This is a genomic window from Pseudomonas sp. QS1027, assembly GCF_002814235.1.
Classification (GTDB): domain Bacteria; phylum Pseudomonadota; class Gammaproteobacteria; order Pseudomonadales; family Pseudomonadaceae; genus Aquipseudomonas.
Genome location: NZ_PHSU01000003.1, coordinates 72,650 through 94,087, shown reverse-complemented (window position 1 = coordinate 94,087; position 21,438 = coordinate 72,650). Strand labels below are relative to the sequence as shown.

Below are 21,438 nucleotides of genomic sequence, written 5' to 3'. Positions count from 1 at the left end.
GTTCTAACACCAATTCTTGCCCACTTGCAGAAATGCACAGTGGGCATTGAATGGCATGGTTTGGCGTATGGTTTGCCCCATTTTTGCCCCATCCGCCTCCTCGATGTCGCTGATTCCCTCTCGATCTCATAGCCACACCAGGCAAGCCCAGACGATGGGTAAAATAACATTTCGCGATAGCCCGCTCTCGGCCAAAAGCAGCCAGATGTAACAGTCAAAGCCTGATGGTTTCCCAGCGTCATCCGCAATGCTGGAACTTCACTCCAGCGGCAGGGGGCGATCAGTGATGACGTGCTTCATCACCAACGTTGATGTCAGACGCTGTACGTTCGGTAACCTCGACAGTTCCTCATCGTATAGTTTCTGAAACGCAGGAAGATCTGCTGTCACTACCATCAGCAGGTAATCAGGATCGCCAAAAAGTCTTTGCGCTTGGATGATGTAGGGAACACGCGGTAAAGCATCTTCAAAATCAGCTACCGCCTTTTGGTGCCCCTCTCGAAGCGTCACGAATACCAGGGACGAGAAATTGAGTCCTATATCAGTCGCGGATAGCTGAGCCCTATACCCTTTAATAACTCCTGCATCCTCCATCGCCCGAACACGTCGATGACACGGAGACAAACTCAGTCCTACACGTTCGGCCAAGTCCGTCAGCGACTGGCGACCATCCCGCTGCAGCTCCGCAAGAATCTTCTTATCAACACGATCCATTCAAGAAAACCTTCTAATTCACAACGCCACGGAGGGAATCTTCGAAAGATAATACCACTTGGCTTTCTTTATCCTTCTATCACAGTTTTCAGGGCTTGAAGCTGCCCCACTGGATTGATGAAAAGAAAGGTGTTGATCGTGACCGTATCTCTAATGATGGCTTTCTGGGCCGTATCATTTCTGTTTGTTATCACGCCTGGGGTTGACTGGGCCTATGCAATATCGGCGGGTCTGCGAGGCCGCGTATTACCCGCCATAGTCGGCATGCTCTCCGGCCATCTTGTGGCCACGCTGATCGTCGCTGCAGGCGTGGGCGGGGTGCTGGTAAAAATACCCTATGCATTGCTGACATTAACGCTGATGGGGGCGGCCTATCTCTTATGGCTCGGACTCAACATGTTGCTCAAGCCTTCGCTGCCTGCTCAAGGGGCATGCCGCGATGAAGGTGCCTGGATGACCTGGGCGATAAAAGGACTGTGCGTCAGCGGTCTCAACCCGAAAGTCCTATTGTTGTTCCTAGCGCTGCTACCTCAGTTCACTGATGCGTCAGCCGCATGGCCAGTAGGGGCTCAGATTGTCGCTCTAGGCCTGATTCATGGTGTCAGTTGCGGTGTCGTCTATCTCGCGGTCGGCTATGGCGCTGGTGCGCTGCTTGCTTCACGACCAGCAGCGGCAATCAATGTGAGTCGGATATCGGGAGCCGCGATGATCGTAATCGCTGTGGTTCTAGCTGCTGAGCGGCTGGCCATCTGAATTGAGGAAGTGAAATGTCTGATCAAATCAACGCCCCCTATAACAGCCGTCCTCGCGGAAGAGTACGAATTCCACATTTACAGAACATGAAAGTACGGGGGCAGAAATGGGCCATGTTGACTGCTTATGACATGTACGCCGCGTCGGTGTTTGAGGCGGCAGGAATTCCAGTGCTGCTCGTAGGAGATTCCGCTGCCAACAACGTGTTTGGACATAACTCGACGTTGGCAATAACAGTTGACGAGATGCTTCCTCTTGTCAGGGCGGTTTCGAGTGCTACCAAAAGGGCGTTGGTCATTGCCGATTTGCCTTTTGGCTCTTATCAGGGATCGCCTGAGCAATGCTTCCATACCGCAGTGCGCTTCATGAAAGAAGGCGGCGCTCATGCCGTAAAGCTCGAAGGTGGGATCGAGATGCTTGCGCAGGTAGAGATGTTGGTAGCCGCTGGCATACCGGTTATGGCCCATATCGGCTTTACCCCGCAGGCAGAACACCAGCTAGGCGGATACCGTATCCAAGGCAAAGGTGAGGATGCACAGCGGTTGATTGATTTGAGTGTTGCCTTCGAGCGTGCTGGGGCGTTTGGTCTGTTGATAGAGATGGTGCCAGGCCATGTAGCAACGAGGATCACCGAGGCAGTCTCCATCCCTACCGTCGGAATTGGTGCCGGGAATGGCTGCGACGCTCAGGTGCTTGTTTGGCAGGACATGGTAGGGCTCCGTACTGGTCAGTTACCGCGTTTCGTCAAGCAGTACGCGGATGTGAGAAAAGTGATGAGTGACGCTGCTCAAGCCTTTGCTAAGGACGTCGAGTCGGGTTCATTCCCTGGGCCAGACCATACTTTTTAGATCAACGGAGATGTCAATGAACGCACTGCGCCAGAAGGCAATTGAGGGACTTGAGGAAGGCGATACTTTCGAAATCAAACGCACTTTTTCGGACACAGACATCGTCCAGTTTGAAGCGCTATCCCGCGATCACAACCCAGTGCACTCCAATGCCGTGTATGCAGAGGCCAAAGGCTTTGATGGTGTCATCGCTCATGGCTTGCTGACGGCGACATTGATCACAGAGATCGGAGGGCAGTTGGGGTGGTTGGCTACCTACATGAGTTTGCGCTTCAAGCGCCCCGTTTATATGGGGGATGAGCTTACCTGCGTGTGGAAAATTATGGGAATCGATGAGGGCAATCGGGCTCAAGCCGAGGTAATTGTGACCAACAGTAGCGGCCTGGCTGTCTTGCTCGCGGAGACGACAGGGCTCATTCCCAATGACACCGAGAGAAAACTACTCGCATCAATGACGGTTGGTGAGATCTAGGCTTATCAAGGCAATGCAGAGACCTCCTGTAGAGAAATTACAGATGCATGACTTACTAAAATTTATTATTCGACGAAACGGAAATGGCGGACGCCGGCTTTTTCGTTCTAGCCGCTTTCGTTGGTGGCGCAGCGGGAGTATTGCTGGCCTACAAAGTGTCGCTGTGGGTGGGATTGCCCTTCGCATTTTGTGCAACCTTAATGCTTCATCTCACCTGGCGGACACCAGGGTTCTCTCCCCAAACGACACAAAAATCGGGCCGTGCTGACGTATAGCATAACGGGAATAGTGGGGCCGTCTGATCGGTGCAATCAATTAAAGACCTGGTAAATGATCCCCCTTTAATGAGCACTTTTATGGATCGCATATGACCACTTTTGGCCGTTTTCTGCCTGATGCAACAGGCAGCTATGGGTCGGACGCAGCCACACAGCAGGTGGGCAACCAAGCTGGCGCCTGCAATCCAACCGAAAATCGAATCAGAACAAACCTCCCAACGCCGCCGGCTCCCAGTTCATGATCACAAGCTCACCACTGACCTCGGCTTTTCCCTGCCGCTGGTTGCCAGTGGTGTAGCGAATATCCAGGGTCTCGAAGTGAAAGTCCTCGAACACCCGCCGGATATCCGGGTGATCGTTGATGCTGACCATAACCTTACCCTTGCAGCGCCGCATGAAGTCGGCCATCCGTTCGTAGTTCTCAAACGGGAAGTCGACCCCATAGCCGGCGGTCTGCCAGTAAGGCGGGTCCATGTAGTGGAACGTATGCGCACGGTCGTAGCGCTCGGCGCAGTCAAGCCAGGGGAGGTTTTCGACGTAGGTGCCAGACAGGCGCTGCCAGGCGGCGGAGAGATTTTCCTCGATCCGCAGCAGGTTGATGGCCGGGCCAGTGGTGGCGGTACCGAATGTCTGACCGCTGACCTTACCGGCGAAGGCATGGTGCTGCAGGTAGAAGAATCGGGCGGCACGCTGGATGTCGGTGAGGGTTTCGGGGCGGGTCATCTTCTGCCACTCGAACACCTGGCGAGAACTGAGCGCCCATTTGAACTGGCGCACGAACTCTTCGAGATGGTTCTGCACGACGCGGTACAGCGTCACCAGGTCGCCATTGATGTCGTTGAGGACTTCGACGGGCGCGGCCTGGGGGCGCATGAAGTAGAGCGCGGCTCCGCCGGCAAAGACTTCGACGTAGCATTCGTGGGGTGGGAAGAGAGGGATAAGGCGATCGGCCAGGCGGCGTTTGCCGCCCATCCAAGGGATGATGGGTGAAGACATTAAGAGCAAGACCTTTACTGTAGGGATTAACAGGCACTAGACTCGCCGCGCTTTGTGCACAGAGCAGGAGCCTTGGCTGGACTTGCAGGTACGTTCTGCGGGGACAGCGACCGGGATGGATGTTGACGCATGCATCCCGGTCGCTTCTTTCACTTCAGTGTTGAGACTTCTTTTACATAGGCCTGGCAGGCTGCCAGGGCGATCAGTCCTTGATCGCCGTCGTCGGTGATTCCGATAATTCGTTGAGCATGCGCTGGGTCAAGTCGGGCTCGTGCACTTCCATGAACCACACCGCTGGCGGCGGTGGTGGCAGGCACTGCACAGCCAGTGGCTGGATCCGTGGCGTCGAGTAGGACTGACAGCCGAAGGTCAGCAGTGGCAATACGATCACGCAGGCGAACCTGGTCGTTCCGAACATTTTTCAGCTCCTGGTAATGGGATTTGTCGGCGGCAGCCAGGCGCTGCTCTAACGCTTGGCGCTTAGCCTGCTCAGCCTGCTGCTGGTTGTTGGCCGCATTGCCTATTGCTGTCAGGCCGGCCTGCTCTGCCAGTTGCTTGCCGTAGCGCCAGCCCTGGACCTGCCAGGCTGCTGCAGCACCAACGGCGCTCAGCAGGACGGCCAGCGCCACCGCGCCGAACAGCTTCCAAGCCGCCAGGCTCACGCCACCACCTTCAAGGCGATCGCGTACAGCTCCTCACGCTCGGCAGCGCCGCTCGGCACCTTGCCCTTACTGCCGGTGTTGATGACGCTGCCGATGTTCTTGATATCGCCTGCGTCGGCGAGGGTGTTCAGCCCATTTGTGGCCCAGTACCAGGCTGCCGACAACGCGGCATATTGCGGCTGGAGCAGCAGATCTGGATTACTGATCAGGTCCACGCCCAGCGCCTCGCCGCACTTCTTGTAGTTCGCACGACCAGTGATTTGAAGCAGAGCGCGCCCGCGGTATATCCAGCCATCGCCAGGCAGGGTGTTGCCCAGGCTCTTCAGCCCCCACGCGCCACCATAAATGCAGTTGGCAATGGCCTGCGGATTCGCAATTTGATTTGCGTTGCGGCCATATCGGCTCGCGTCAGCCAGACTGATACGCTCTCGACTGAACTTGGAAAGCAGCGCCTCGACCGAGTAGTTCAGGTTCTCGACCACTGACCTCAGGTGGGCGGACTCGTGGCCGATTTGGGCCAAGAACGCGGCGACCCGCTTTGGGGTGACGATCTGGTAGGCGCTCATGGCCGTGTTGAGGGCTGGAACAAACACGCCGGCTAGCGCTCCGGCGTTCGGGAGGATCTGCAGCAACTGCTGCTGGGTAATCGACATGGGTTTCTCCGGGCGAAAAAAAGCCGCTCAAGGCGGCTTGTGGTGTTCTTGATGTCGATCAGGCCGGCGGCGCAGGCCAGTCGATCGTCGCGGGGAAACCGGTCTGGGAAGAAACGCCGTTAACGGCTATGCGGTATTCCTTCCACAGCTTAAGGTTCGCCGTGTCATCAGCGGTGGCTGTGCCAAGATCGACAGCGTCTTGCAAAGGGACAACGCGCAACCCGGCTAACCGAGACCACCGCCAAGGGCAAAGAGGTTATCAAGCACGTGGTCGCCGAACCCCGCGAAGTCGTGCCGGTGGGCCAGCAATTCCTGATGCCGGATCCGAAACGCCGCGGGCAGACCTGGGCCAGGTTCGTCAGCGAACTCCAGCGCCTGGGCTACGCCGTTGAATGGCGAGTCATCAAGGCTTGCGACTTCGGCGCCCCCACCAGTCGCGAACGCCTCTTCATGATCGCCCGCTGCGACGGCCAGCCCATCGTATGGCCAGAGCCCACTCACGCAAAGAAACCGGTCAAGGGCCAGAAGAAATGGCGCACCGCCGCCGAATGCATCGACTGGACAATCCCAAGCAAGAGCATCTTCGACCGCAATAAGGACCTGGCCCCCTCGACATTGCGCCGGGTCGCCAAGGGCATGAAGAAATTCGTCATCGATTCGGCAAATCCCTTCATCGTCCCGATCGCCAATTGGTCCGGCGAAAGCGTGCAATCCACTGACGATCCGCTGCGCACCGTGACGGCCTGGCCTCGCGGCGGCTCGTTCGCCATGGCCAGTCCGATCATTGCCCCCGCCACGCACCAGGGCAGCGAGCGAGTAAACGACCCGCAAACCCCGCTGCCGACAATAACTTGCGCTAACCGCGGGGAGCTGACGCTAATCAGCCCTACCCTGATTCAGACCGGTTACGGCGAGCGAGCAGGCCAAGAGCCCAGGGTGCCAGGCCTTGACCAGCCCCTGGGCACAGTTGTGGCCGGCGGCGTCAAGCACGCTGTCACAGGTGCCGTGCTGGTTGGTGCCGGCGGCCCCGAGTACTCCGGCAAGCCAGCCTCTGTGGACCATCCGGCCGGCACTTTGATGACCCAGAACCATCGAGCGATCGCAGCCGCGCACTTGGTGAAGTTTCGATTCGCCGACGAGGGCAAGTCGCTCGACGAACCGTTGCCTACCGTCACCAGCGGGGGCAACTACTACCAGCGTCCGGCCGGCGCAGCACACGCCATGGGCATTTCCACAGTGTTCATGGCTCAGATGAACGGAGGCTTCAACACTACCGACGCCAAGTCCATCGACGACCCGATGACCACCGTCACCAACACCGGCAGCCAGCAGCAACTGGTGACCGCGAACCTGATGCATCTGCGCGGCAACTGCGATGCACGGGATCTCAACGCTCCGCTTCACACCGTCAGCGCGGGCGGCCTACATCACGGACTGGTCTCCGCGTTCCTCGAACGGCAGTTCGGCGCGAGCGTCGGCCAATCGGTTGACGAACCGGCACCTACCGTCACGGCAGGGGGCGGCGGGAAGTCGTCACTGGTCGAACTGAAGCTATCGCCCGAAGTCGAGGCCGGTGCACTACGCGTCGCCGCCTTCCTGATCAGCTACTACGGGACAGGTGACAGCTCCAGCAGCGCCGGGGATCCAGCACCCACCATCACCACCAAGGACCGCCTAGCCCTGGTGACCGTGATGATCAAAGGCACCCCTTACGTGATCGTCGATATCTGCCTGCGCATGCTGCAGCCTCATGAACTGTATCGAGCACAGGGATTTCCGCCGGACTACATCATCACCCACGGCGCCAATGGACAATCGTTCACCAAGACCGAACAGGTCCACATGTGCGGCAACAGCGTCAGCCCACCACCGATGGCCGCGCTGGCTGCGGCAAATGACCCATGGCGCGTGACGGTGCAACAGCAGGAGGCAGCATGAGCTCAGGCCCCAAACACCAAGAGATGACGCCGCACTATATCCAGGCCGCCCGCCGGGGAGTCGTCATTCGTACGCCGATCGAGAACATCACCCACTTCTCGTACTCCGACAAATATGCCACCGCTCACACAGCAACCGGCGAGTTCTTACTCACGACATCACTCGATGCATTGGAAGAGATCTACGGCGAAAAGGCGATCCGTACTCATCGCAGCGTGCTGGTAATGAAGCACGCAATCAACTACTTGCACCGGGACAACGCCGCCGGGCCAAACAGCCTCAACCTAATCAGCGTTGCAGCCAACTCGCAGCTAATACGCAGGGACGTGCCCGTCAGCCGGCATGGACTGAAAGCCGTACGCCGGGCCCTGGCAGACATATGGCGAACTGCCGAGGCGAAATCATGAGCCTACCACGCTGGGTCATGATCAACCGCGCCTCGGAACTCACCGGCTATAGCGAAGACGCTATCCGCCACAAAGTGAAGAACGGAACCTGGGCCCAGGGCCGCATCTGGCGCAAGACACCAGACGGCCGTATCGCAATCAACATGACGGAGTATGACAAATGGGCCGAGAGCGCACCCCAGGAAGCAGCCTAGAAACCGAACTGGCGAAACACAAAGGCATCGAGATACACGGCGGCAACTTGCGCGTGGTATTCATGTGGCGGCGTATACGCTGCCGCGAATCCCTTGGCCTTCCGGTCACCAAAGCTAACATCAAACACGCCGCCCTATTAAGGGCGGCAATTCTTCATGAGATCAAAACCGGACACTTTGACTATGGCCGGCACTTTCCGAACTCAAAGCATGCGACCAACTACAGCAGCGCCAAAGACGAAAAACTGGGGGTGCTGCTGGAGCGATACAAGCCGCTTAAGGCAGTCGACATCACACCGATGACCGAAGAAAAATACGGTTACGCATTGGACATCTGCACTGGCCTGGTCGGTATCGACCGTCTCGCCGGCGTTTTGCTACCCGAAGACATCCAATTTCTGCGGACACTGCTGATCTCAGATCGAGCTCCGTCTACCGTAAACCACTACTTGGCAACGTTCGCCGGTTTCCTAGCCTGGTGCGAAACCAACGGATACTGCCGCAAGGGGCTATCGGAAGCCTGCAATCGGTTCACTATGCAAGGCCAAGAGCCGGACCCGCTTACCCGTGACGAATTCGAACTACTGGTGAATAAAGGGTGCTTACACGCTCAAGACTCGGCGGCCATTACGTTGGCGGTATTTACGGGGATTCGACCAGGTGAACTATGCGCCTTGGCAGTCGAGGACATCGACCTACACGCAGGGCAAATAAACATCAGTCGTGCTATTACCGCCAACGGTACATTCAAGGTTCCCAAAACAGGCAAACCGCGCTCAGTATTATTGATGCCCCCAGCGGTGGAAGCCTGCCGGGTCCTAATGGCGCTGGTTGCCGATCACCATCAACAATCTATCGAAGTTTTTCAGAACAGACACGAGAGCCGTCAGGAAAAGGTGACTCCCCTGCTATCACCCACAACCCAGGCCCGTAAAAAAATCATAAACCTCTGGTATGTCCCTACGGCCTGGAATACCAAATGGGCGGCAGTCCAGAAGCGTTCGGGCATCCGTCCGCGCCGGCCCTATCAGACTCGTCACACCTATGCATGCTGGTGCCTTACCGCTCGTGGAAACCTTGCATTTATCGCAAAGCAGATGGGGCATAAAGACTTTACAATGTTGGTCGAGGTATACGCAAAATGGATGGAAGATGAATCTCCAAAAGAACTCGATAGAATATGGAACGCAATAAATTATAGTAAAGCGCACCTTCAAAAAACATTCTAAATCAATGATCAAGCAGCAGAGATTTTTGCATCGAAATCAACTCAAAAACCTGGCTTCTTAACCCACTCAATTCATCTTCTAATTGAGAAATACGTTCCTTACCTTTCGCCACCCTAAATCTGAAAATACGCAAATCTTCACCTTCCAAAACATCAGAGGGCCGCATCAAATCATCTTCATAAGGTCTCACAAGAATTTTTTGAAAACTCTTTGCAGCAATCAGCTCCTTACTTACTACAAAAGCCTTATCAGTGAGAATCTTTCTTTGCTCAGAGATATCATTCAAGGTTCGGTTATGCTCTTCATTCCAAGGTAAATCAGCGATCTCAGGAAACTCCTCCTTGGTTCCTGGCCGTTGTGACTTTATAGCCGAATCAAATATTGACGAATCAAATTTAACATCATCACCCTCTTCTTCATGCAGGCTTTGAATTTCACTCATCGCCTCAGGCGATGTCTCCTGTTGAAGATATGAGTTAGCGCGTTCTAAAAAACGATCAGGCGAATACATATAAAATGAGTTACCAGTTTCAGAAAGAAACTCTTCGATCAGCTGGGGTCTGGGACCAACAGTTTTTCCTTGGAACGACATCCACCAATCATCCTTGCTATCACCAGTCACAAAGACAACTGAACGCCCCAACTCTTTAGCATGTTCAATTATTTGAAGCCATACGATATAGTCACCATATGGTTTGCAAAGATCAGAAAACACATTAGAGTCCCCTCCTTTCTTAACGTCGCAATACCCCGGAGGCACTTTCTGCTCGTAGCGAATCGCACCTTGTTCAATTATTTGTTCGAGCCTTGTCCTATCAAACCCTTTACCAACCCGCCCTTCAAACAACGACTCCAAAACATCCTTAATTTCATCAGAGCTTATACGACCCTCATGAACAGCTCTATTGGAGTTTAGCTCTTCAACAAGCCTTTCAAATACTGCGACGCACTCCGCAAGAGTTTCAACACTAACAAAGGGGTGGTAATTACTATTCTCAAACCCCTTCCTTATAACTTCAATTTTCCGAACAGAGTCATCATAGGCCTTAGCTTGCTCACCAATCACCTGCAGTCGATTAACCAAATACTCTTGTGCTACCTGATGTGGAATCCACAAACGCTCAGATAGAGAATGAAATACCTGCAGGAGCTCTGCACGCGTCGCATCTGAATAGCGATACAAATTAAGCAAGACGTTGGTATCAAGAACGAAAAAACAGTTCTCCCATAATTTATCGATATCATCCGCGTGATTAGCAAAATACCCTGGAAACTCCTTCTTCATATCTCACTCCCGTCTCAAATACTAGCAAGGTGGCATCATGCGCTAAAAGTAACCCGTCACCCTCTGCCCGCCTAGCCCTGTGTGCTAATGTGACCATCTTTTTTGCTGCGGTTCGCATCCAAATGCTCAGCGTTGGAATGCCCCATTTTTGCCCCACACCTTTTCACAAAAAGCTCTAAACCACTGATGAATAAGCCAATTTCTGATCTGTCCAGCCACACCCCGATGATGCAACAGTACTGGCGCCTGAAGAACCAGCACCCCGACCAGCTGATGTTCTACCGCATGGGCGATTTCTACGAGATCTTCTATGAGGACGCGAAGAAGGCCGCCAAGCTGCTCGATATCACCCTCACCGCCCGTGGGCAATCGGCCGGGCAGGCGATTCCGATGTGTGGGATTCCTTACCACTCCCTCGAAGGTTATCTCGTCAAGCTGGTGAAGCTCGGCGAATCGGTGGTGATCTGCGAACAGATCGGCGATCCGGCCACCAGCAAGGGGCCTGTCGAGCGTCAGGTGGTGCGGATCATCACCCCCGGCACCGTCAGCGACGAGGCCCTTCTCGATGAGCGCCGCGACAACCTGATCGCCGCGGTACTGGGCGATGAGCGTCTGTTCGGCCTGGCCGTGCTGGACATCACCAGCGGCAACTTCACCGTCCTCGAAATCAAGGGCTGGGAAAACCTGCTGTCGGAGCTGGAGCGGATCAACCCGGTCGAGCTGATGATCCCGGATGATTGGCCACAGGGCCTGCCGGCAGAAAAACGTCGTGGGACACGTCGTCGCGCCCCGTGGGATTTTGAGCGTGACTCCGCGCTTAAAAGCCTCTGCCAGCAATTTTCCGTACAAGATCTGAAAGGCTTCGGCTGCGAAACCCTGACCCTGGCCATCGGCGCCGCCGGTTGCCTGCTCAGCTACGCCAAGGAAACCCAGCGCACCGCCCTGCCCCACTTGCGCAGCCTGCGCCATGAACGCCTGGACGACACCGTGGTGCTCGACGGCGCCAGCCGCCGTAACCTGGAACTGGACACCAACCTTGCCGGCGGCCGCGAAAACACCCTGCAATCGGTGGTAGACCGTTGCCAGACCGCCATGGGCAGCCGCCTGCTGACCCGCTGGTTGAACCGTCCGCTGCGCGACCTGCGTGTCCTGCAGGCACGCCAGAGCTCCATCACGTGCCTGCTGGAAAGCTACCGCTTCGAAAAGCTGCAACCGCAGCTCAAGGAGATCGGTGATATCGAGCGGATCCTCGCGCGGATCGGCCTGCGCAACGCCCGCCCCCGTGACCTGGCACGCCTGCGCGACGCCCTCGGCGCCCTGCCGCAGTTGCAGGACGCGATGCTCGAACTGGACGCCCCGCACCTCAAGCAACTGGCCGTCACCACCAAGACCTACCCGGAGCTGGCGATCCTGCTGGAGCGCGCCATCATCGATAACCCGCCGGCGATCATCCGCGATGGCGGCGTCCTGAAAACCGGCTATGACGCCGAACTGGACGAACTGCTGTCGCTGAGCGAAAACGCCGGGCAGTTCCTGATCGACCTGGAAACCCGGGAAAAAGCCCGCACGGGCCTGGCCAACCTCAAGGTCGGCTACAACCGGGTCCATGGCTATTTCATCGAATTGCCGAGCAAGCAGGCTGAATCGGCCCCGGCGGACTACATCCGACGCCAGACCCTCAAGGGTGCCGAGCGCTTTATCACCCCGGAACTCAAGGAATTCGAAGACAAGGCACTGTCGGCCAAGAGCCGCGCCCTGGCCCGGGAGAAGATGCTCTACGAAGCCTTGCTGGAAACCCTGATCGGCGAACTGCCGCCGCTGCAGGACACCGCCGCGGCCCTGGCCGAGCTGGATGTGCTGAGCAACCTGGCCGAACGCGCACTGAACCTGGACCTGAACTGCCCACGCTTTGTCGACGAACCGTGCATGCGTATCAGCCAGGGACGCCACCCGGTGGTCGAGCAAGTCCTGACCACACCGTTCGTGGCCAACGACCTGGCACTCGACGACAATACCCGCATGCTGGTGATCACCGGTCCGAACATGGGCGGTAAATCCACCTACATGCGCCAGACCGCGCTGATCGTGCTGCTGGCCCATATCGGTAGCTTCGTGCCGGCGGCGAGCTGCGAACTGTCCCTGGTGGACCGGATCTTCACCCGGATCGGCTCCAGTGACGACCTGGCCGGCGGACGTTCGACCTTCATGGTCGAAATGAGCGAAACCGCCAACATCCTGCACAACGCCACCGAGCGCAGCCTGGTGCTGATGGACGAAGTTGGTCGCGGTACCAGCACCTTCGACGGCCTGTCCCTGGCCTGGGCGGCGGCGGAACGTCTCGCTCAACTGCGGGCCTACACGCTGTTCGCCACCCACTACTTCGAACTGACCGTACTGCCGGAAAACGAACCTCTGGTGGCCAACGTGCACCTCAATGCCACCGAGCACAATGAACGTATCGTCTTCCTCCACCACGTACTGCCCGGCCCGGCCAGCCAGAGCTACGGCCTGGCGGTGGCGCAACTGGCCGGCGTGCCGAGCGATGTGATCACCCGGGCCCGCGAGCACCTGAGCCGCCTGGAAACCACCAGCCTGCCCCACGAGCAGCCGGTCGCCAAACCGGGAAAACCGGCCGCACCGATGCAAAGCGATATGTTCGCCACCTTGCCGCATCCGGTCCTGGATGAACTGGCCAAGCTCAACCTCGACGACCTGACGCCGCGTCGTGCGTTGGAAATGCTCTATACATTAAAGACACGGATCTAACGCAGCGGACTACAAGCTGCTAGAATCTCGCGCGGTTTGGGATGCTGCGAACTATTAGCCTGGTTCGCAGACTATCGCTCCCAGACCTGGCGAACCTATTTTGATCGGGTTTCGCTGCCGCCGCCTGAGGAGAGAATTAGAAATGACCTTCGTCGTCACCGACAACTGCATCAAGTGCAAGTACACCGACTGCGTAGAAGTCTGTCCGGTGGACTGCTTTTACGAAGGCCCGAACTTCCTGGTCATTCACCCGGATGAGTGCATCGACTGCGCGCTTTGCGAGCCGGAATGCCCTGCTGTGGCTATTTTCTCCGAGGATGAAGTCCCGGAGGACATGCAAGAGTTCATTCAGTTGAACGTTGAGCTGGCCGAAATCTGGCCCAACATCACTGAAAAGAAAGAATCGCTGCCGGACGCTGAAGAGTGGGATGGCAAAAAAGGCAAGATCAAGGATCTCGAACGCTGATTGCACCGCGCTCGACGAAGAGGCCCCTTGCGGGCCTTTTTTTATGCCTTCACTTTTCTACAGGCAAAAAAAAGGGGCGGTGTGACCCGCCCACATTTTTTCCCTAGTCCCTTTTTTCCCTTTCATCGTCCTGATGAATCGCATCCCGCGATGTTCCTTCCAGCAATCTGTCCCTGATTGCCGTGTCTATCCGTCGACACAGGGGCGATATTAAAGACTTTCTGATCCGCCGCAAGTGGATCCAAAATGCCACCTTTCCCATATTGGATCCATTAAAAACACAAAAAAACTATATATTTCAATTGGTTAAATGAAACACTCAGTAATCGAGACGGCGAATTATCCTCGATCGCTTACGCAAGATGTAAGCAATGGCTTACACGCCCAAGCAGGTAAAAAAGAACTTATGGATCCAATCCTGGTCTGTGGCGCCCGAAAGTGGACGTTGAATCGAGCAAACAGCGCCCATAAAAAAGGCCTCGATCAATGCGAGGCCTGAGAGACGGACAGGACGATTTCAACTCTGCGGCTTGAGCCCCTGGGAAAGGCCGAACATGAACAACAGCAGGTCATGGTCGGGTTTGGCATCGGCCGCCTTGGCAACGCGAGGCAAAGGACAATGCCCCGAACCGACCGCTGCAGTCAGCACCTGAGGACCGGGCTGCTCCCAGACCACCAGGGCCAGGGAAGCCACAGCCAGCGCGCTGACCAGAAACAAACCTCGAGCGACTTCTAACTTCATGACCATAAGCCTTTGATGGTATTGCTGAACATCTATCCTCAAAATAGCTCAGTTTTCCCTGTGCCGTGGCACTCAACGACGAGTGGCGTCGTAGCTTTTTGAGATCATCTGGAGCGCCTTGGCGCCTGTCCGGGTGCCAGAGATTGGCCCTTCCCAGGTGAAAATTTCGTTTCCGATCAGGTGTCAGGCCCGCGCAGGTCGACATGAAAGCGGCAACCGCTGGGTGTCATGGTGGTCAGACTGACGTGCCAACCCTGGTTTTCGCAGATCCGCTGGACCAGCGACAGGCCCAACCCAAGGCCTTCACCGCGTTTTTCGTTACCGCGTACGAAGGGTTGGAACATGGCTTCGCGCTTCTCTTCGGGAATTCCCACGCCGCTGTCTTCCACCACGAACCCGCTTGGCTCCAGGCTCAGGCGGATAAAGCCCTGGTCGGTGTAGTGCAAGGCATTACGCAGCAGGTTGCCCATCACCGCCTGCAGAAAGGTGACGTTATAGCGGGTATCCAGGGGGTTACCCGGGTCGATGATCAGCGTCAGGCCCTTCTCTTCAATCGGCGCACGCCACAGGCCGATCAGGTCATCCGCCACCCGACTCAGGGAGACCTGCGGCGACATGCTGCCATCCTCGCGCTGGGCCCGGGCGAGCATCAGGAAGGTCTGCACCAGCTCGCGCATTTCCTCGCAAGCCCGGGCAATACGTTCGACCTGATTACGCCCGCGCTGGTCGATGGCCGGGTTTTCCAGCAACAGCTCGCAGGAGGTCGCCAGCACCATCAGCGGCGTGCGCAGTTCATGGCTGACATCACTGGTGAACAGGCGCTCGCGGGTCAGGGCGTCGCGCAGCCGGCCGAGGGTGGCGTCGAACGCCACCGCCAGCTCACCCACTTCGTCAGCGGCGTAATCCGGCGCCAAGGACGGCGCCAGCCCGAGCAACTGATCGCGATGACGCACCTGGCGGGCCAGGCGCACCACCGGGGCCATCACCCGCCGGGCGAGGATCCAGCCGAGAAACACGGCCAGGGCCAGGGCCAGGACAAATCCCACCAGCACCACGGCAAACAACACCCGCTCACGTTCTTCGAAGTCACTCTGGTCCTGCAACAGCACGTAACGCCGACCGTCGACCACCTCGACCATGGCGTGGTAGGACAGTTGGTCGCGAAACACCTCATGGAACCCGGCGTCCAGATGGCGCAGATCCCTGGGCAAGGCGAAATCCCCCGGGCCGCCGCTGAAATAGAACAGTTGATCGGGCTCGGGCCGATGGTTCCAGTCATTGACACTGTCCATCAGCAACAGACGCTGGAGATCGCCCCCCAGGCCGGCGGAAATCAGCTTTTCCTCAACCAGGTGAACCGTCGCCACGATACCTATGGCAAACGTCCCCGCCACCAGGGCGCTCATCAGCGCAAAGGCGATGATGATCCGCTGGGCGAGGCTCTGTTTAAACTCCATCGCGGCCTTCGGCCAGGCGGTAGCCGACGCCATGCACGGTATGCAGCAAAGGCTTTTCGAAGGGTTTGTCGATCACCTGGCGCAACTGGTGGACGTGACTGCGCAAGCTGTCGCTGTCCGGGCAGTCGTCGCCCCACAGGGCTTCCTCGAGGACTTCGCGGCGCAGCACATGGGGGCTTTTCTGCATCAGCACCGCCAAGAGCTTCAGCCCCACCGGGTTGAGCTTGAGCAGGCGCCCTTCACGGGTCACTTCCAGGGTATCGAGGTCGTAGCTCAGGTCTCCGACCTGCAAGGCCCGGCGGCCTCCGCCCTGGGCCCGACGCAGGACCGCTTCGATCCGCGCCGCCAGTTCCGACAGGGCGAATGGCTTGAGCAGGTAGTCATCGGCACCGGACTTGAAGCCTTGCAGGCGGTCATCCAGTTGATCGCGGGCGGTGAGCATGATCACCGGGGTGTCACGCCGGGCATCTTCGCGCAGGCGCTTGCACAGGGTGAAACCATCGATCCCGGGCAACATGATGTCCAGCACGATCAGGTCATAATGTTCGGTGGCGGCCAGGTGCAGGCCCGACAAGCCGTCCTGCGCGCAGTCCACGGTATAGCCTTTAAGCCCCAGGTAATCAGCCAGGTTGGCGAGGATATCGCGGTTGTCTTCAACCAGTAGAATTCGCATGGGTACTCTCTCTGTACGCGGTAACGGCCGTGTCTTGGCCCGCGCAGCTTAAGGGCAAGCCCGTGGCAGCGACAAGCTGCGCGATAAAAGCAGCCGCTGTGCCCATGACTTGCCGGAAAAAAAGAAACCCCGCACAAGGCGGGGTTTCTTTGTAGCAGGTGGGGCCGACTTACATCATGCCGCCCATACCGCCCATGCCGCCCATGTCTGGCATGCCGCCGCCAGCACCGCCGTCTTTCTTCGGTGCATCAGCCACTGCTGCTTCGGTGGTCAGGATCAGACCGCCGATCGAAGCTGCAGCCTGCAGAGCCGAACGGGTTACCTTGGTTGGGTCCAGGATACCCATTTCGATCATGTCGCCGTATTCGCCAGTAGCAGCGTTGTAGCCGAAGCTACCCTGACCGCTTTTGACTTTATCCACAACCACGCTTGGCTCGTCGCCGGAGTTGGCAACGATCTGACGCAGTGGTGCTTCAACAGCGCGACGCAGTACAGCGATACCTACGTTCTGATCGGCATTCTCGCCTTTCAGTTCGGTCAGTGCTTCCAGAGCACGGATCAGGGCCACGCCACCGCCAGGGACCACGCCTTCTTCAACGGCTGCACGGGTAGCGTGCAGGGCGTCTTCAACGCGGGCTTTCTTCTCTTTCATTTCAACTTCGGAACCGGCGCCAACCTTGATCACTGCAACGCCGCCGGACAGCTTGGCCAGACGCTCTTGCAGTTTTTCACGGTCGTAGTCGGAGGAAGTATCGGCAACCTGGGCACGGATCTGGTTGATACGCGCTTCGATATCGCCCTGGATGCCAGCACCGTCGACGATGATGGTGTTTTCCTTGGACAGGGTCACGCGCTTGGCGTTACCCAGGTGCTCCAGGGTAGCGCTTTCCAGGCTCAGGCCGATTTCTTCGGAGATCACGGTGCCGCCGGTCAGGACAGCGATGTCCTGCAGCATGGCCTTGCGACGATCGCCGAAGCCCGGTGCCTTGACGGCAGCGACTTTGACGATACCGCGCATGTTGTTCACAACCAGAGTCGCCAGGGCTTCGCCTTCAACGTCTTCGGCCACGATCAGCAGTGGACGGCCGGCTTTGGCAACGGCTTCCAGTACTGGCAGCATTTCGCGGATGTTGGAGATCTTTTTGTCGACCAGCAGGATCAGCGGGCCGTCCAGCTCGGCGACCATGGTTTCCGGCTTGTTGACGAAGTACGGGGACAGGTAGCCACGGTCGAACTGCATGCCTTCTACAACCGACAGTTCGTTTTCCAGGCCCGAGCCTTCTTCAACGGTGATCACGCCTTCTTTACCGACTTTTTCCATGGCTTCGGCAATGATGTCGCCGATGGAGCTGTCGGAGTTGGCAGAGATGGTGCCGACCTGAGCGATGGCCTTGGTGTCAGCGCAAGGCTTGGACAGGGCTTTGAGCTCTTTGACAATGGCGATGGTCGCCTTGTCGATGCCGCGCTTCAGGTCCATCGGGTTCATGCCGGCAGCGACAGCCTTCAGGCCTTCGTTGACGATCGACTGAGCCAGTACGGTGGCGGTGGTGGTGCCGTCGCCGGCGTCATCGTTGGCACGGGAAGCAACGTCTTTGACCAGCTGCGCGCCCATGTTTTCGAAACGGTCTTCCAGCTCGATTTCCTTGGCAACGGAAACGCCGTCCTTGGTGATGGTCGGAGCGCCGAAGCTCTTCTCGATGATCACGTTACGGCCTTTCGGGCCCAGGGTCGCTTTTACCGCGTCAGCCAGGACGTTGACGCCTTTGAGCATTTTTTTGCGGGCGGAGTCGCCAAACAGAACTTCTTTAGCAGCCATGATCGTAATTCCTTGAATACTTTGTCGTAGCGGGAAAAATGAGCGGGAATCAGCCTTCGAGAACGGCGAGAATCTCGTTCTCAGCCATTACCAGCAGGTCTTCGCCGTCTACTTTCACAGTGTTGCTGCCGGAGTAAGGGCCGAATACCACCTTGTCACCCACTTTCACGGCCAACGCACGGACTTCACCGTTGTCCAGCACGCGGCCGGTACCTACAGCGAGAACTTCACCGTGGTTGGCTTTCTCGGCGGCCGAACCTGGCAGCACGATACCGCATGCGGTTTTCTTCTCTTCTTCGCTGCGACGGATGACGACGCGGTCATGCAGAGGACGAAGCTTCATTGTCGATCTCTCCTAATTATGGTTTTCAAGGGTCGATGTCGATACCGACCGGTTTAGCAAATCCGGCGTTGCCGGTTGCGGCTCGCCAAGCGAACCGCGAAAGACTGTCTGGCGATTTTCGCCAAAACCTTGCGGTGACCGTTACATAAGGTCACCAAAGGTAATTTCAAGGGCAGGTGACGTTTTTTTTACCTGAAAGTGCCAAAAACCAACACGGCACCCGAAGGTGCCGTGTCGTGGTGCTGGCGATCAGGAATCGCGGTGTTCGAACTCGCCTTCGATGACCTGGGGCTGCCGGCTGGTGGCCGGCGATGCCCCCGTTGGGCCACGGGCCTGCAGGTCATCGGCAAAGGCCCGCTGACGCAACGCCTGTTCTTCGACGCGCCGACGCATGCGGTCGGCCAACAGGCGACGGGTCATCGGCAACAGCAGCACCAGGCCGATAATATCGCTGATAAACCCCGGCAGCAGCATCAGGCCGCCGCCCAGGGCCAGCATCAGGCCTTCGAGCATGGTCTGCGCCGGCAACTCGCCGCGGTTCAGGCTTTCCCGCGCCCGCAACGCCGTGGCGATCCCGGCGATCCGCAGGACCAGCACCCCCAGCATCGAGCCGAGAATGATCAGCGCCAGGGCCGGGAAAAACCCGATCGCGGTGCTGACCTGGAAAAACACATACAGCTCTAACACCGGAAACAGCAGAAAGAGCAATAAAAAAGCGCGCATCAAATGGTTCCTCTACGGAAGAATGCCTTCCACTTAACCTTAGATGACGTCGACAGTTCGTGAATTCAAGCTGAAGCGCCTTCCTTTTTTGGCCAATGCTCGGCGTGAGCCAGGGAAACCAAGGCTTCGCGAACTTGTGTCGGCGTATTGCAAGGTGCTTCGAAGGGCAACCAGTACAGCGCCTGGCCGATGCGCAGGTGCATGCCCTCGGTGTCGATACCCGCCAATTGTGCTGGCACCTGATCCGGCAAGCCGGCCAGGGCGACGTAGTGGGCGATGGCCTTGGCGTGGTCGCTGTTCATATGCTCGACCATGCTGATCTCGGCCTTGCCGGCGAAGGGATTGGCCAGGGTCACCTGATCCAGCCAGTGGATCGCGCCGAAACCGCCGATGTAGCGGTGCCGCACCGGGTTGAGCACCCAGAAGTCGAAATCGTGGGCCTGGTGATAGTTCTGCGAGTCGGGGAAGTAGCGATAGTAACGCTCGGCCGCCGCTTCGATCGCCTCGGGATCGCTGAGCTTTTCGGCCTCGGCCAGGTAAGTCAGACGACCGACCGCCTGCACGTCTTCGGCTTCGCGCTCGCCCACCAGCAGGGAGCACTTGGGGTCTTTCTGCAGGTTATGGGTGTGCTGGGCGATCCGGCTGATCAGGATCAGCGCCCGGCCCTGGTCGTCAAGGCAGTAAGGCACCACGGAGCCAAACGGGAAACCGGGCATGGCCTTGGAGTGCGTGGACAACACACCCCGGTACTCCTTGAGCAGCAGCTCGCGGGCATTCTTGGCAACTTCAACGCTCACCTTTTGACTCCTCGTCAGACACCGTCGGCAAGCCCTGAGACCTGCGAATGAAAATCAATGACAAAATAAACGTTATCCGCCACGGATGCCAGGGTCGGGGAAGCGGTGCTATTACCAGACGACGCCGAAGCCGGCCGTGTAGCGGGTCTTGTTCAGGCTGGTTTCCGCATCGCCCTGGACCACGTTGCGCTCGGCCTTGAGATTCAGCGAAGCCCACTCGGTCACTTTGTAGCGCAGGCCCATCTGGGCGTCGAGGGAATACTCCGAAGGCCCGCTCAATGGCTTGCCGACTTCACCATTGGTGAAGAACTGCACCGTCTTGCCCACCAGGTTACGGCTGTAGTCCCATTTCATCCCCAGCGAATAGAAGTTCTTCTTCTCGCCGTCGCTGTACTCGTAGTCGGTATTGTTGAGCAGCGAGCCGAGGGAAAACGCCCCCAGCTCATTGTCCCAGAACTGGTAGCCAGGACCGGTACCGACGATGCGTTGGCGCGACAGGTCTTCCACAAAGTCACGCTTGTAGGTCAGGCGCCCCTGCCAGAACCACTTTTCGGTGATAAAGCGGTCGAGGGCATACTCGACGTTCCAGTTGTTCGTGGTCACGATATCGTTCTGGAACTCGCGGTTGTACTCACCCTGGGCATTATGCCGCCAGTCGCCATGACGGGCGGTGGTCTTGAACGCGATGTCGTAGTCGTCGGTATCCTGGTCCGCCCGCTTGTAGTCCAGGGCCAGGTCGACATTACCCTTCCACACCAGGTCCTCGATCACCGGCTTGGGCTTGATGATCTGCTTGATACTCGCGAGGTCGACGGTTTTCGGCGCCTCGCCGTTGACCAGCGTCACCTTGCCGTCCGGTGCCGCTTTCAGGGACTTGGCCTTCTCCCCCGTGTAGGCATCCTGCTTGACCAGCAGTTCCTGATCACTCTCCAGGGTCTTGACCTGCTTCCAGTCCACCGGGATCGCCCCGGCGTAATCGGTCTGGATCAACAGCTTGCCGCCATCGAACAGACTGATCTTGCCGGTCAGGCGATCGCCGTTCTTCAACCAGACGGTATCGGCCAGCAACGGCGTCGAGGCGCTGAATACAGCAAGGCACAGCAGGGTTCTGGATAACATAGGAGAGAGAGGACTCGGGTTCGCGAAAAAAAACCGGCATTATCCCGCGGGCAATGCCTGGACCAAGGAATGACCGACTGGACAACACCCTAGTTCAATAATCAGGC

The 21,438-nt window shown here is 57.6% G+C and carries 22 protein-coding genes and 1 pseudogene; 9 read left to right on the top strand and 14 right to left on the bottom strand.

Annotated elements, in window-relative coordinates:
- Positions 1 to 258: 258 nt before the first annotated feature.
- A complete protein-coding gene (locus tag CWE01_RS01005; RefSeq protein ID WP_100938658.1) occupies positions 259 to 714 on the bottom strand; it encodes an Lrp/AsnC family transcriptional regulator in 456 nt (151 codons plus the stop codon).
- Positions 715 to 852: 138 nt separating this feature from the next.
- Between CWE01_RS01005 and CWE01_RS01000 the strand changes: the two genes are divergently transcribed.
- From CWE01_RS01000 to CWE01_RS00990, 3 genes are read left to right on the top strand one after another with little or no spacing between them, the layout of a single operon-like run.
- A complete protein-coding gene (locus CWE01_RS01000) occupies positions 853 to 1,467 on the top strand; it encodes a LysE family translocator (protein ID WP_177410442.1) in 615 nt (204 codons plus the stop codon).
- A 14-nt stretch (positions 1,468 to 1,481) separates the two neighbouring features.
- Positions 1,482 to 2,315: a 3-methyl-2-oxobutanoate hydroxymethyltransferase gene (panB, locus tag CWE01_RS00995; RefSeq protein ID WP_100938657.1), complete on the top strand. Its 834-nt coding sequence runs from the start codon at positions 1,482 to 1,484 to the stop codon at positions 2,313 to 2,315.
- A 16-nt stretch (positions 2,316 to 2,331) separates the two neighbouring features.
- The gene (locus CWE01_RS00990) at positions 2,332 to 2,787 is read left to right on the top strand and encodes a MaoC family dehydratase (protein ID WP_100938656.1); all 456 of its coding nucleotides are present in this window, start codon (positions 2,332 to 2,334) and stop codon (positions 2,785 to 2,787) included.
- A 479-nt stretch (positions 2,788 to 3,266) separates the two neighbouring features.
- On the opposite strand, the gene CWE01_RS00985 is transcribed toward CWE01_RS00990, so the two are convergent.
- From CWE01_RS00985 to CWE01_RS00970, 4 genes are all read right to left on the bottom strand, one after another.
- Positions 3,267 to 4,061, bottom strand: coding sequence for a DNA adenine methylase (locus tag CWE01_RS00985; RefSeq protein ID WP_100938655.1), 795 nt, complete (start codon positions 4,059 to 4,061; stop codon positions 3,267 to 3,269).
- Between the two features lie 149 nt (positions 4,062 to 4,210).
- Positions 4,211 to 4,723: a lysis system i-spanin subunit Rz gene (locus CWE01_RS00980; protein ID WP_100938654.1), complete on the bottom strand. Its 513-nt coding sequence runs from the start codon at positions 4,721 to 4,723 to the stop codon at positions 4,211 to 4,213.
- Positions 4,720 to 5,376, bottom strand: coding sequence for a glycoside hydrolase family 19 protein (locus CWE01_RS00975; RefSeq protein WP_100938653.1), 657 nt, complete (start codon positions 5,374 to 5,376; stop codon positions 4,720 to 4,722). The genes CWE01_RS00980 and CWE01_RS00975 overlap by 4 nt, the downstream gene beginning before the upstream one ends.
- A 58-nt stretch (positions 5,377 to 5,434) precedes the next feature.
- On the bottom strand, positions 5,435 to 5,581 hold the full coding sequence (locus CWE01_RS00970) for a tail fiber assembly protein (protein ID WP_256579295.1): 147 nt from the start codon (positions 5,579 to 5,581) through the stop codon (positions 5,435 to 5,437).
- A gap of 65 nt (positions 5,582 to 5,646) precedes the next feature.
- Between CWE01_RS00970 and CWE01_RS00965 the strand changes: the two are divergent.
- The 4 genes and pseudogenes from CWE01_RS00965 to CWE01_RS00950 form a co-directional block, all read left to right on the top strand.
- A pseudogene (locus tag CWE01_RS00965) lies at positions 5,647 to 7,314 on the top strand (DNA cytosine methyltransferase); the annotation flags it as partial.
- Entirely contained in the window at positions 7,311 to 7,721 is a 411-nt protein-coding gene (locus CWE01_RS00960) for a LytTR family DNA-binding domain-containing protein (RefSeq protein ID WP_157815172.1), read from the top strand. The pseudogene CWE01_RS00965 and the gene CWE01_RS00960, both read left to right, overlap by 4 nt.
- A complete protein-coding gene (locus CWE01_RS00955; protein ID WP_056856218.1) occupies positions 7,718 to 7,915 on the top strand; it encodes a hypothetical protein in 198 nt (65 codons plus the stop codon). Before CWE01_RS00960 ends, CWE01_RS00955 begins: the two co-directional genes overlap by 4 nt.
- Entirely contained in the window at positions 7,882 to 9,144 is a 1,263-nt protein-coding gene (locus CWE01_RS00950; protein WP_100938650.1) for a site-specific integrase, read from the top strand. The genes CWE01_RS00955 and CWE01_RS00950 overlap by 34 nt, the downstream gene beginning before the upstream one ends.
- Position 9,145: 1 nt before the next feature.
- Here CWE01_RS00950 and CWE01_RS00945 read toward each other — a convergent pair whose 3' ends face one another.
- Positions 9,146 to 10,429, bottom strand: coding sequence for a PIN-like domain-containing protein (locus CWE01_RS00945; RefSeq protein ID WP_100938649.1), 1,284 nt, complete (start codon positions 10,427 to 10,429; stop codon positions 9,146 to 9,148).
- Positions 10,430 to 10,627: 198 nt separating this feature from the next.
- Between CWE01_RS00945 and mutS the strand changes: the two genes are divergently transcribed.
- Both mutS and fdxA read left to right on the top strand, forming a co-directional pair.
- Entirely contained in the window at positions 10,628 to 13,195 is a 2,568-nt protein-coding gene (mutS, locus tag CWE01_RS00940) for a DNA mismatch repair protein MutS (RefSeq protein ID WP_177410447.1), read from the top strand.
- Positions 13,196 to 13,337: 142 nt separating this feature from the next.
- Positions 13,338 to 13,661, top strand: coding sequence for a ferredoxin FdxA (gene fdxA, locus CWE01_RS00935; protein WP_100938647.1), 324 nt, complete (start codon positions 13,338 to 13,340; stop codon positions 13,659 to 13,661).
- Positions 13,662 to 14,178: 517 nt separating this feature from the next.
- Here fdxA and CWE01_RS00930 read toward each other — a convergent pair.
- The 8 genes from CWE01_RS00930 to CWE01_RS00895 form a co-directional block, all read right to left on the bottom strand.
- A complete protein-coding gene (locus CWE01_RS00930; RefSeq protein ID WP_100938646.1) occupies positions 14,179 to 14,403 on the bottom strand; it encodes a hypothetical protein in 225 nt (74 codons plus the stop codon).
- 176 nt (positions 14,404 to 14,579) lie between these two features.
- Positions 14,580 to 15,860: a HAMP domain-containing sensor histidine kinase gene (locus CWE01_RS00925; protein ID WP_100938645.1), complete on the bottom strand. Its 1,281-nt coding sequence runs from the start codon at positions 15,858 to 15,860 to the stop codon at positions 14,580 to 14,582.
- Complete coding sequence (colR, locus tag CWE01_RS00920; protein ID WP_100938644.1) at positions 15,850 to 16,533, bottom strand: two-component system response regulator ColR; 684 nt, start codon at positions 16,531 to 16,533, stop codon at positions 15,850 to 15,852. The genes CWE01_RS00925 and colR overlap by 11 nt, the downstream gene beginning before the upstream one ends.
- A 169-nt stretch (positions 16,534 to 16,702) precedes the next feature.
- On the bottom strand, positions 16,703 to 18,349 hold the full coding sequence (gene groL, locus CWE01_RS00915) for a chaperonin GroEL (protein ID WP_100938643.1): 1,647 nt from the start codon (positions 18,347 to 18,349) through the stop codon (positions 16,703 to 16,705).
- A gap of 49 nt (positions 18,350 to 18,398) precedes the next feature.
- Positions 18,399 to 18,692 (bottom strand): co-chaperone GroES, encoded by a 294-nt coding sequence (locus tag CWE01_RS00910; RefSeq protein ID WP_100938642.1) that lies wholly within the window; start codon positions 18,690 to 18,692, stop codon positions 18,399 to 18,401.
- Positions 18,693 to 18,941: 249 nt separating this feature from the next.
- The gene (locus CWE01_RS00905) at positions 18,942 to 19,415 is read right to left on the bottom strand and encodes an FxsA family protein (RefSeq protein WP_100938641.1); all 474 of its coding nucleotides are present in this window, start codon (positions 19,413 to 19,415) and stop codon (positions 18,942 to 18,944) included.
- Between the two features lie 65 nt (positions 19,416 to 19,480).
- Positions 19,481 to 20,212, bottom strand: a complete 732-nt coding sequence (locus CWE01_RS00900; RefSeq protein WP_100938640.1) for a HugZ family protein — start codon at positions 20,210 to 20,212, stop codon at positions 19,481 to 19,483.
- A 111-nt stretch (positions 20,213 to 20,323) separates the two neighbouring features.
- The gene (locus CWE01_RS00895; protein WP_100938639.1) at positions 20,324 to 21,331 is read right to left on the bottom strand and encodes a DUF481 domain-containing protein; all 1,008 of its coding nucleotides are present in this window, start codon (positions 21,329 to 21,331) and stop codon (positions 20,324 to 20,326) included.
- Positions 21,332 to 21,438: the final 107 nt, after the last annotated feature.

Coding starts and splice junctions, on each gene's coding strand:
- CWE01_RS01005 (WP_100938658.1), bottom strand. CDS start 714: ATGGATCGTGTTGATAAGAAGATTCTTGCGGAGCTGCAGCGGGATGGT.
- panB (WP_100938657.1), top strand. CDS start 1,482: ATGTCTGATCAAATCAACGCCCCCTATAACAGCCGTCCTCGCGGAAGA.
- CWE01_RS00990 (WP_100938656.1), top strand. CDS start 2,332: ATGAACGCACTGCGCCAGAAGGCAATTGAGGGACTTGAGGAAGGCGAT.
- CWE01_RS00985 (WP_100938655.1), bottom strand. CDS start 4,061: ATGTCTTCACCCATCATCCCTTGGATGGGCGGCAAACGCCGCCTGGCC.
- CWE01_RS00975 (WP_100938653.1), bottom strand. CDS start 5,376: ATGTCGATTACCCAGCAGCAGTTGCTGCAGATCCTCCCGAACGCCGGA.
- CWE01_RS00960 (WP_157815172.1), top strand. CDS start 7,311: ATGAGCTCAGGCCCCAAACACCAAGAGATGACGCCGCACTATATCCAG.
- CWE01_RS00955 (WP_056856218.1), top strand. CDS start 7,718: ATGAGCCTACCACGCTGGGTCATGATCAACCGCGCCTCGGAACTCACC.
- CWE01_RS00950 (WP_100938650.1), top strand. CDS start 7,882: ATGGGCCGAGAGCGCACCCCAGGAAGCAGCCTAGAAACCGAACTGGCG.
- CWE01_RS00945 (WP_100938649.1), bottom strand. CDS start 10,429: ATGAAGAAGGAGTTTCCAGGGTATTTTGCTAATCACGCGGATGATATC.
- fdxA (WP_100938647.1), top strand. CDS start 13,338: ATGACCTTCGTCGTCACCGACAACTGCATCAAGTGCAAGTACACCGAC.
- CWE01_RS00930 (WP_100938646.1), bottom strand. CDS start 14,403: ATGAAGTTAGAAGTCGCTCGAGGTTTGTTTCTGGTCAGCGCGCTGGCT.
- CWE01_RS00925 (WP_100938645.1), bottom strand. CDS start 15,860: ATGGAGTTTAAACAGAGCCTCGCCCAGCGGATCATCATCGCCTTTGCG.
- colR (WP_100938644.1), bottom strand. CDS start 16,533: ATGCGAATTCTACTGGTTGAAGACAACCGCGATATCCTCGCCAACCTG.
- groL (WP_100938643.1), bottom strand. CDS start 18,349: ATGGCTGCTAAAGAAGTTCTGTTTGGCGACTCCGCCCGCAAAAAAATG.
- CWE01_RS00910 (WP_100938642.1), bottom strand. CDS start 18,692: ATGAAGCTTCGTCCTCTGCATGACCGCGTCGTCATCCGTCGCAGCGAA.
- CWE01_RS00905 (WP_100938641.1), bottom strand. CDS start 19,415: ATGCGCGCTTTTTTATTGCTCTTTCTGCTGTTTCCGGTGTTAGAGCTG.
- CWE01_RS00895 (WP_100938639.1), bottom strand. CDS start 21,331: ATGTTATCCAGAACCCTGCTGTGCCTTGCTGTATTCAGCGCCTCGACG.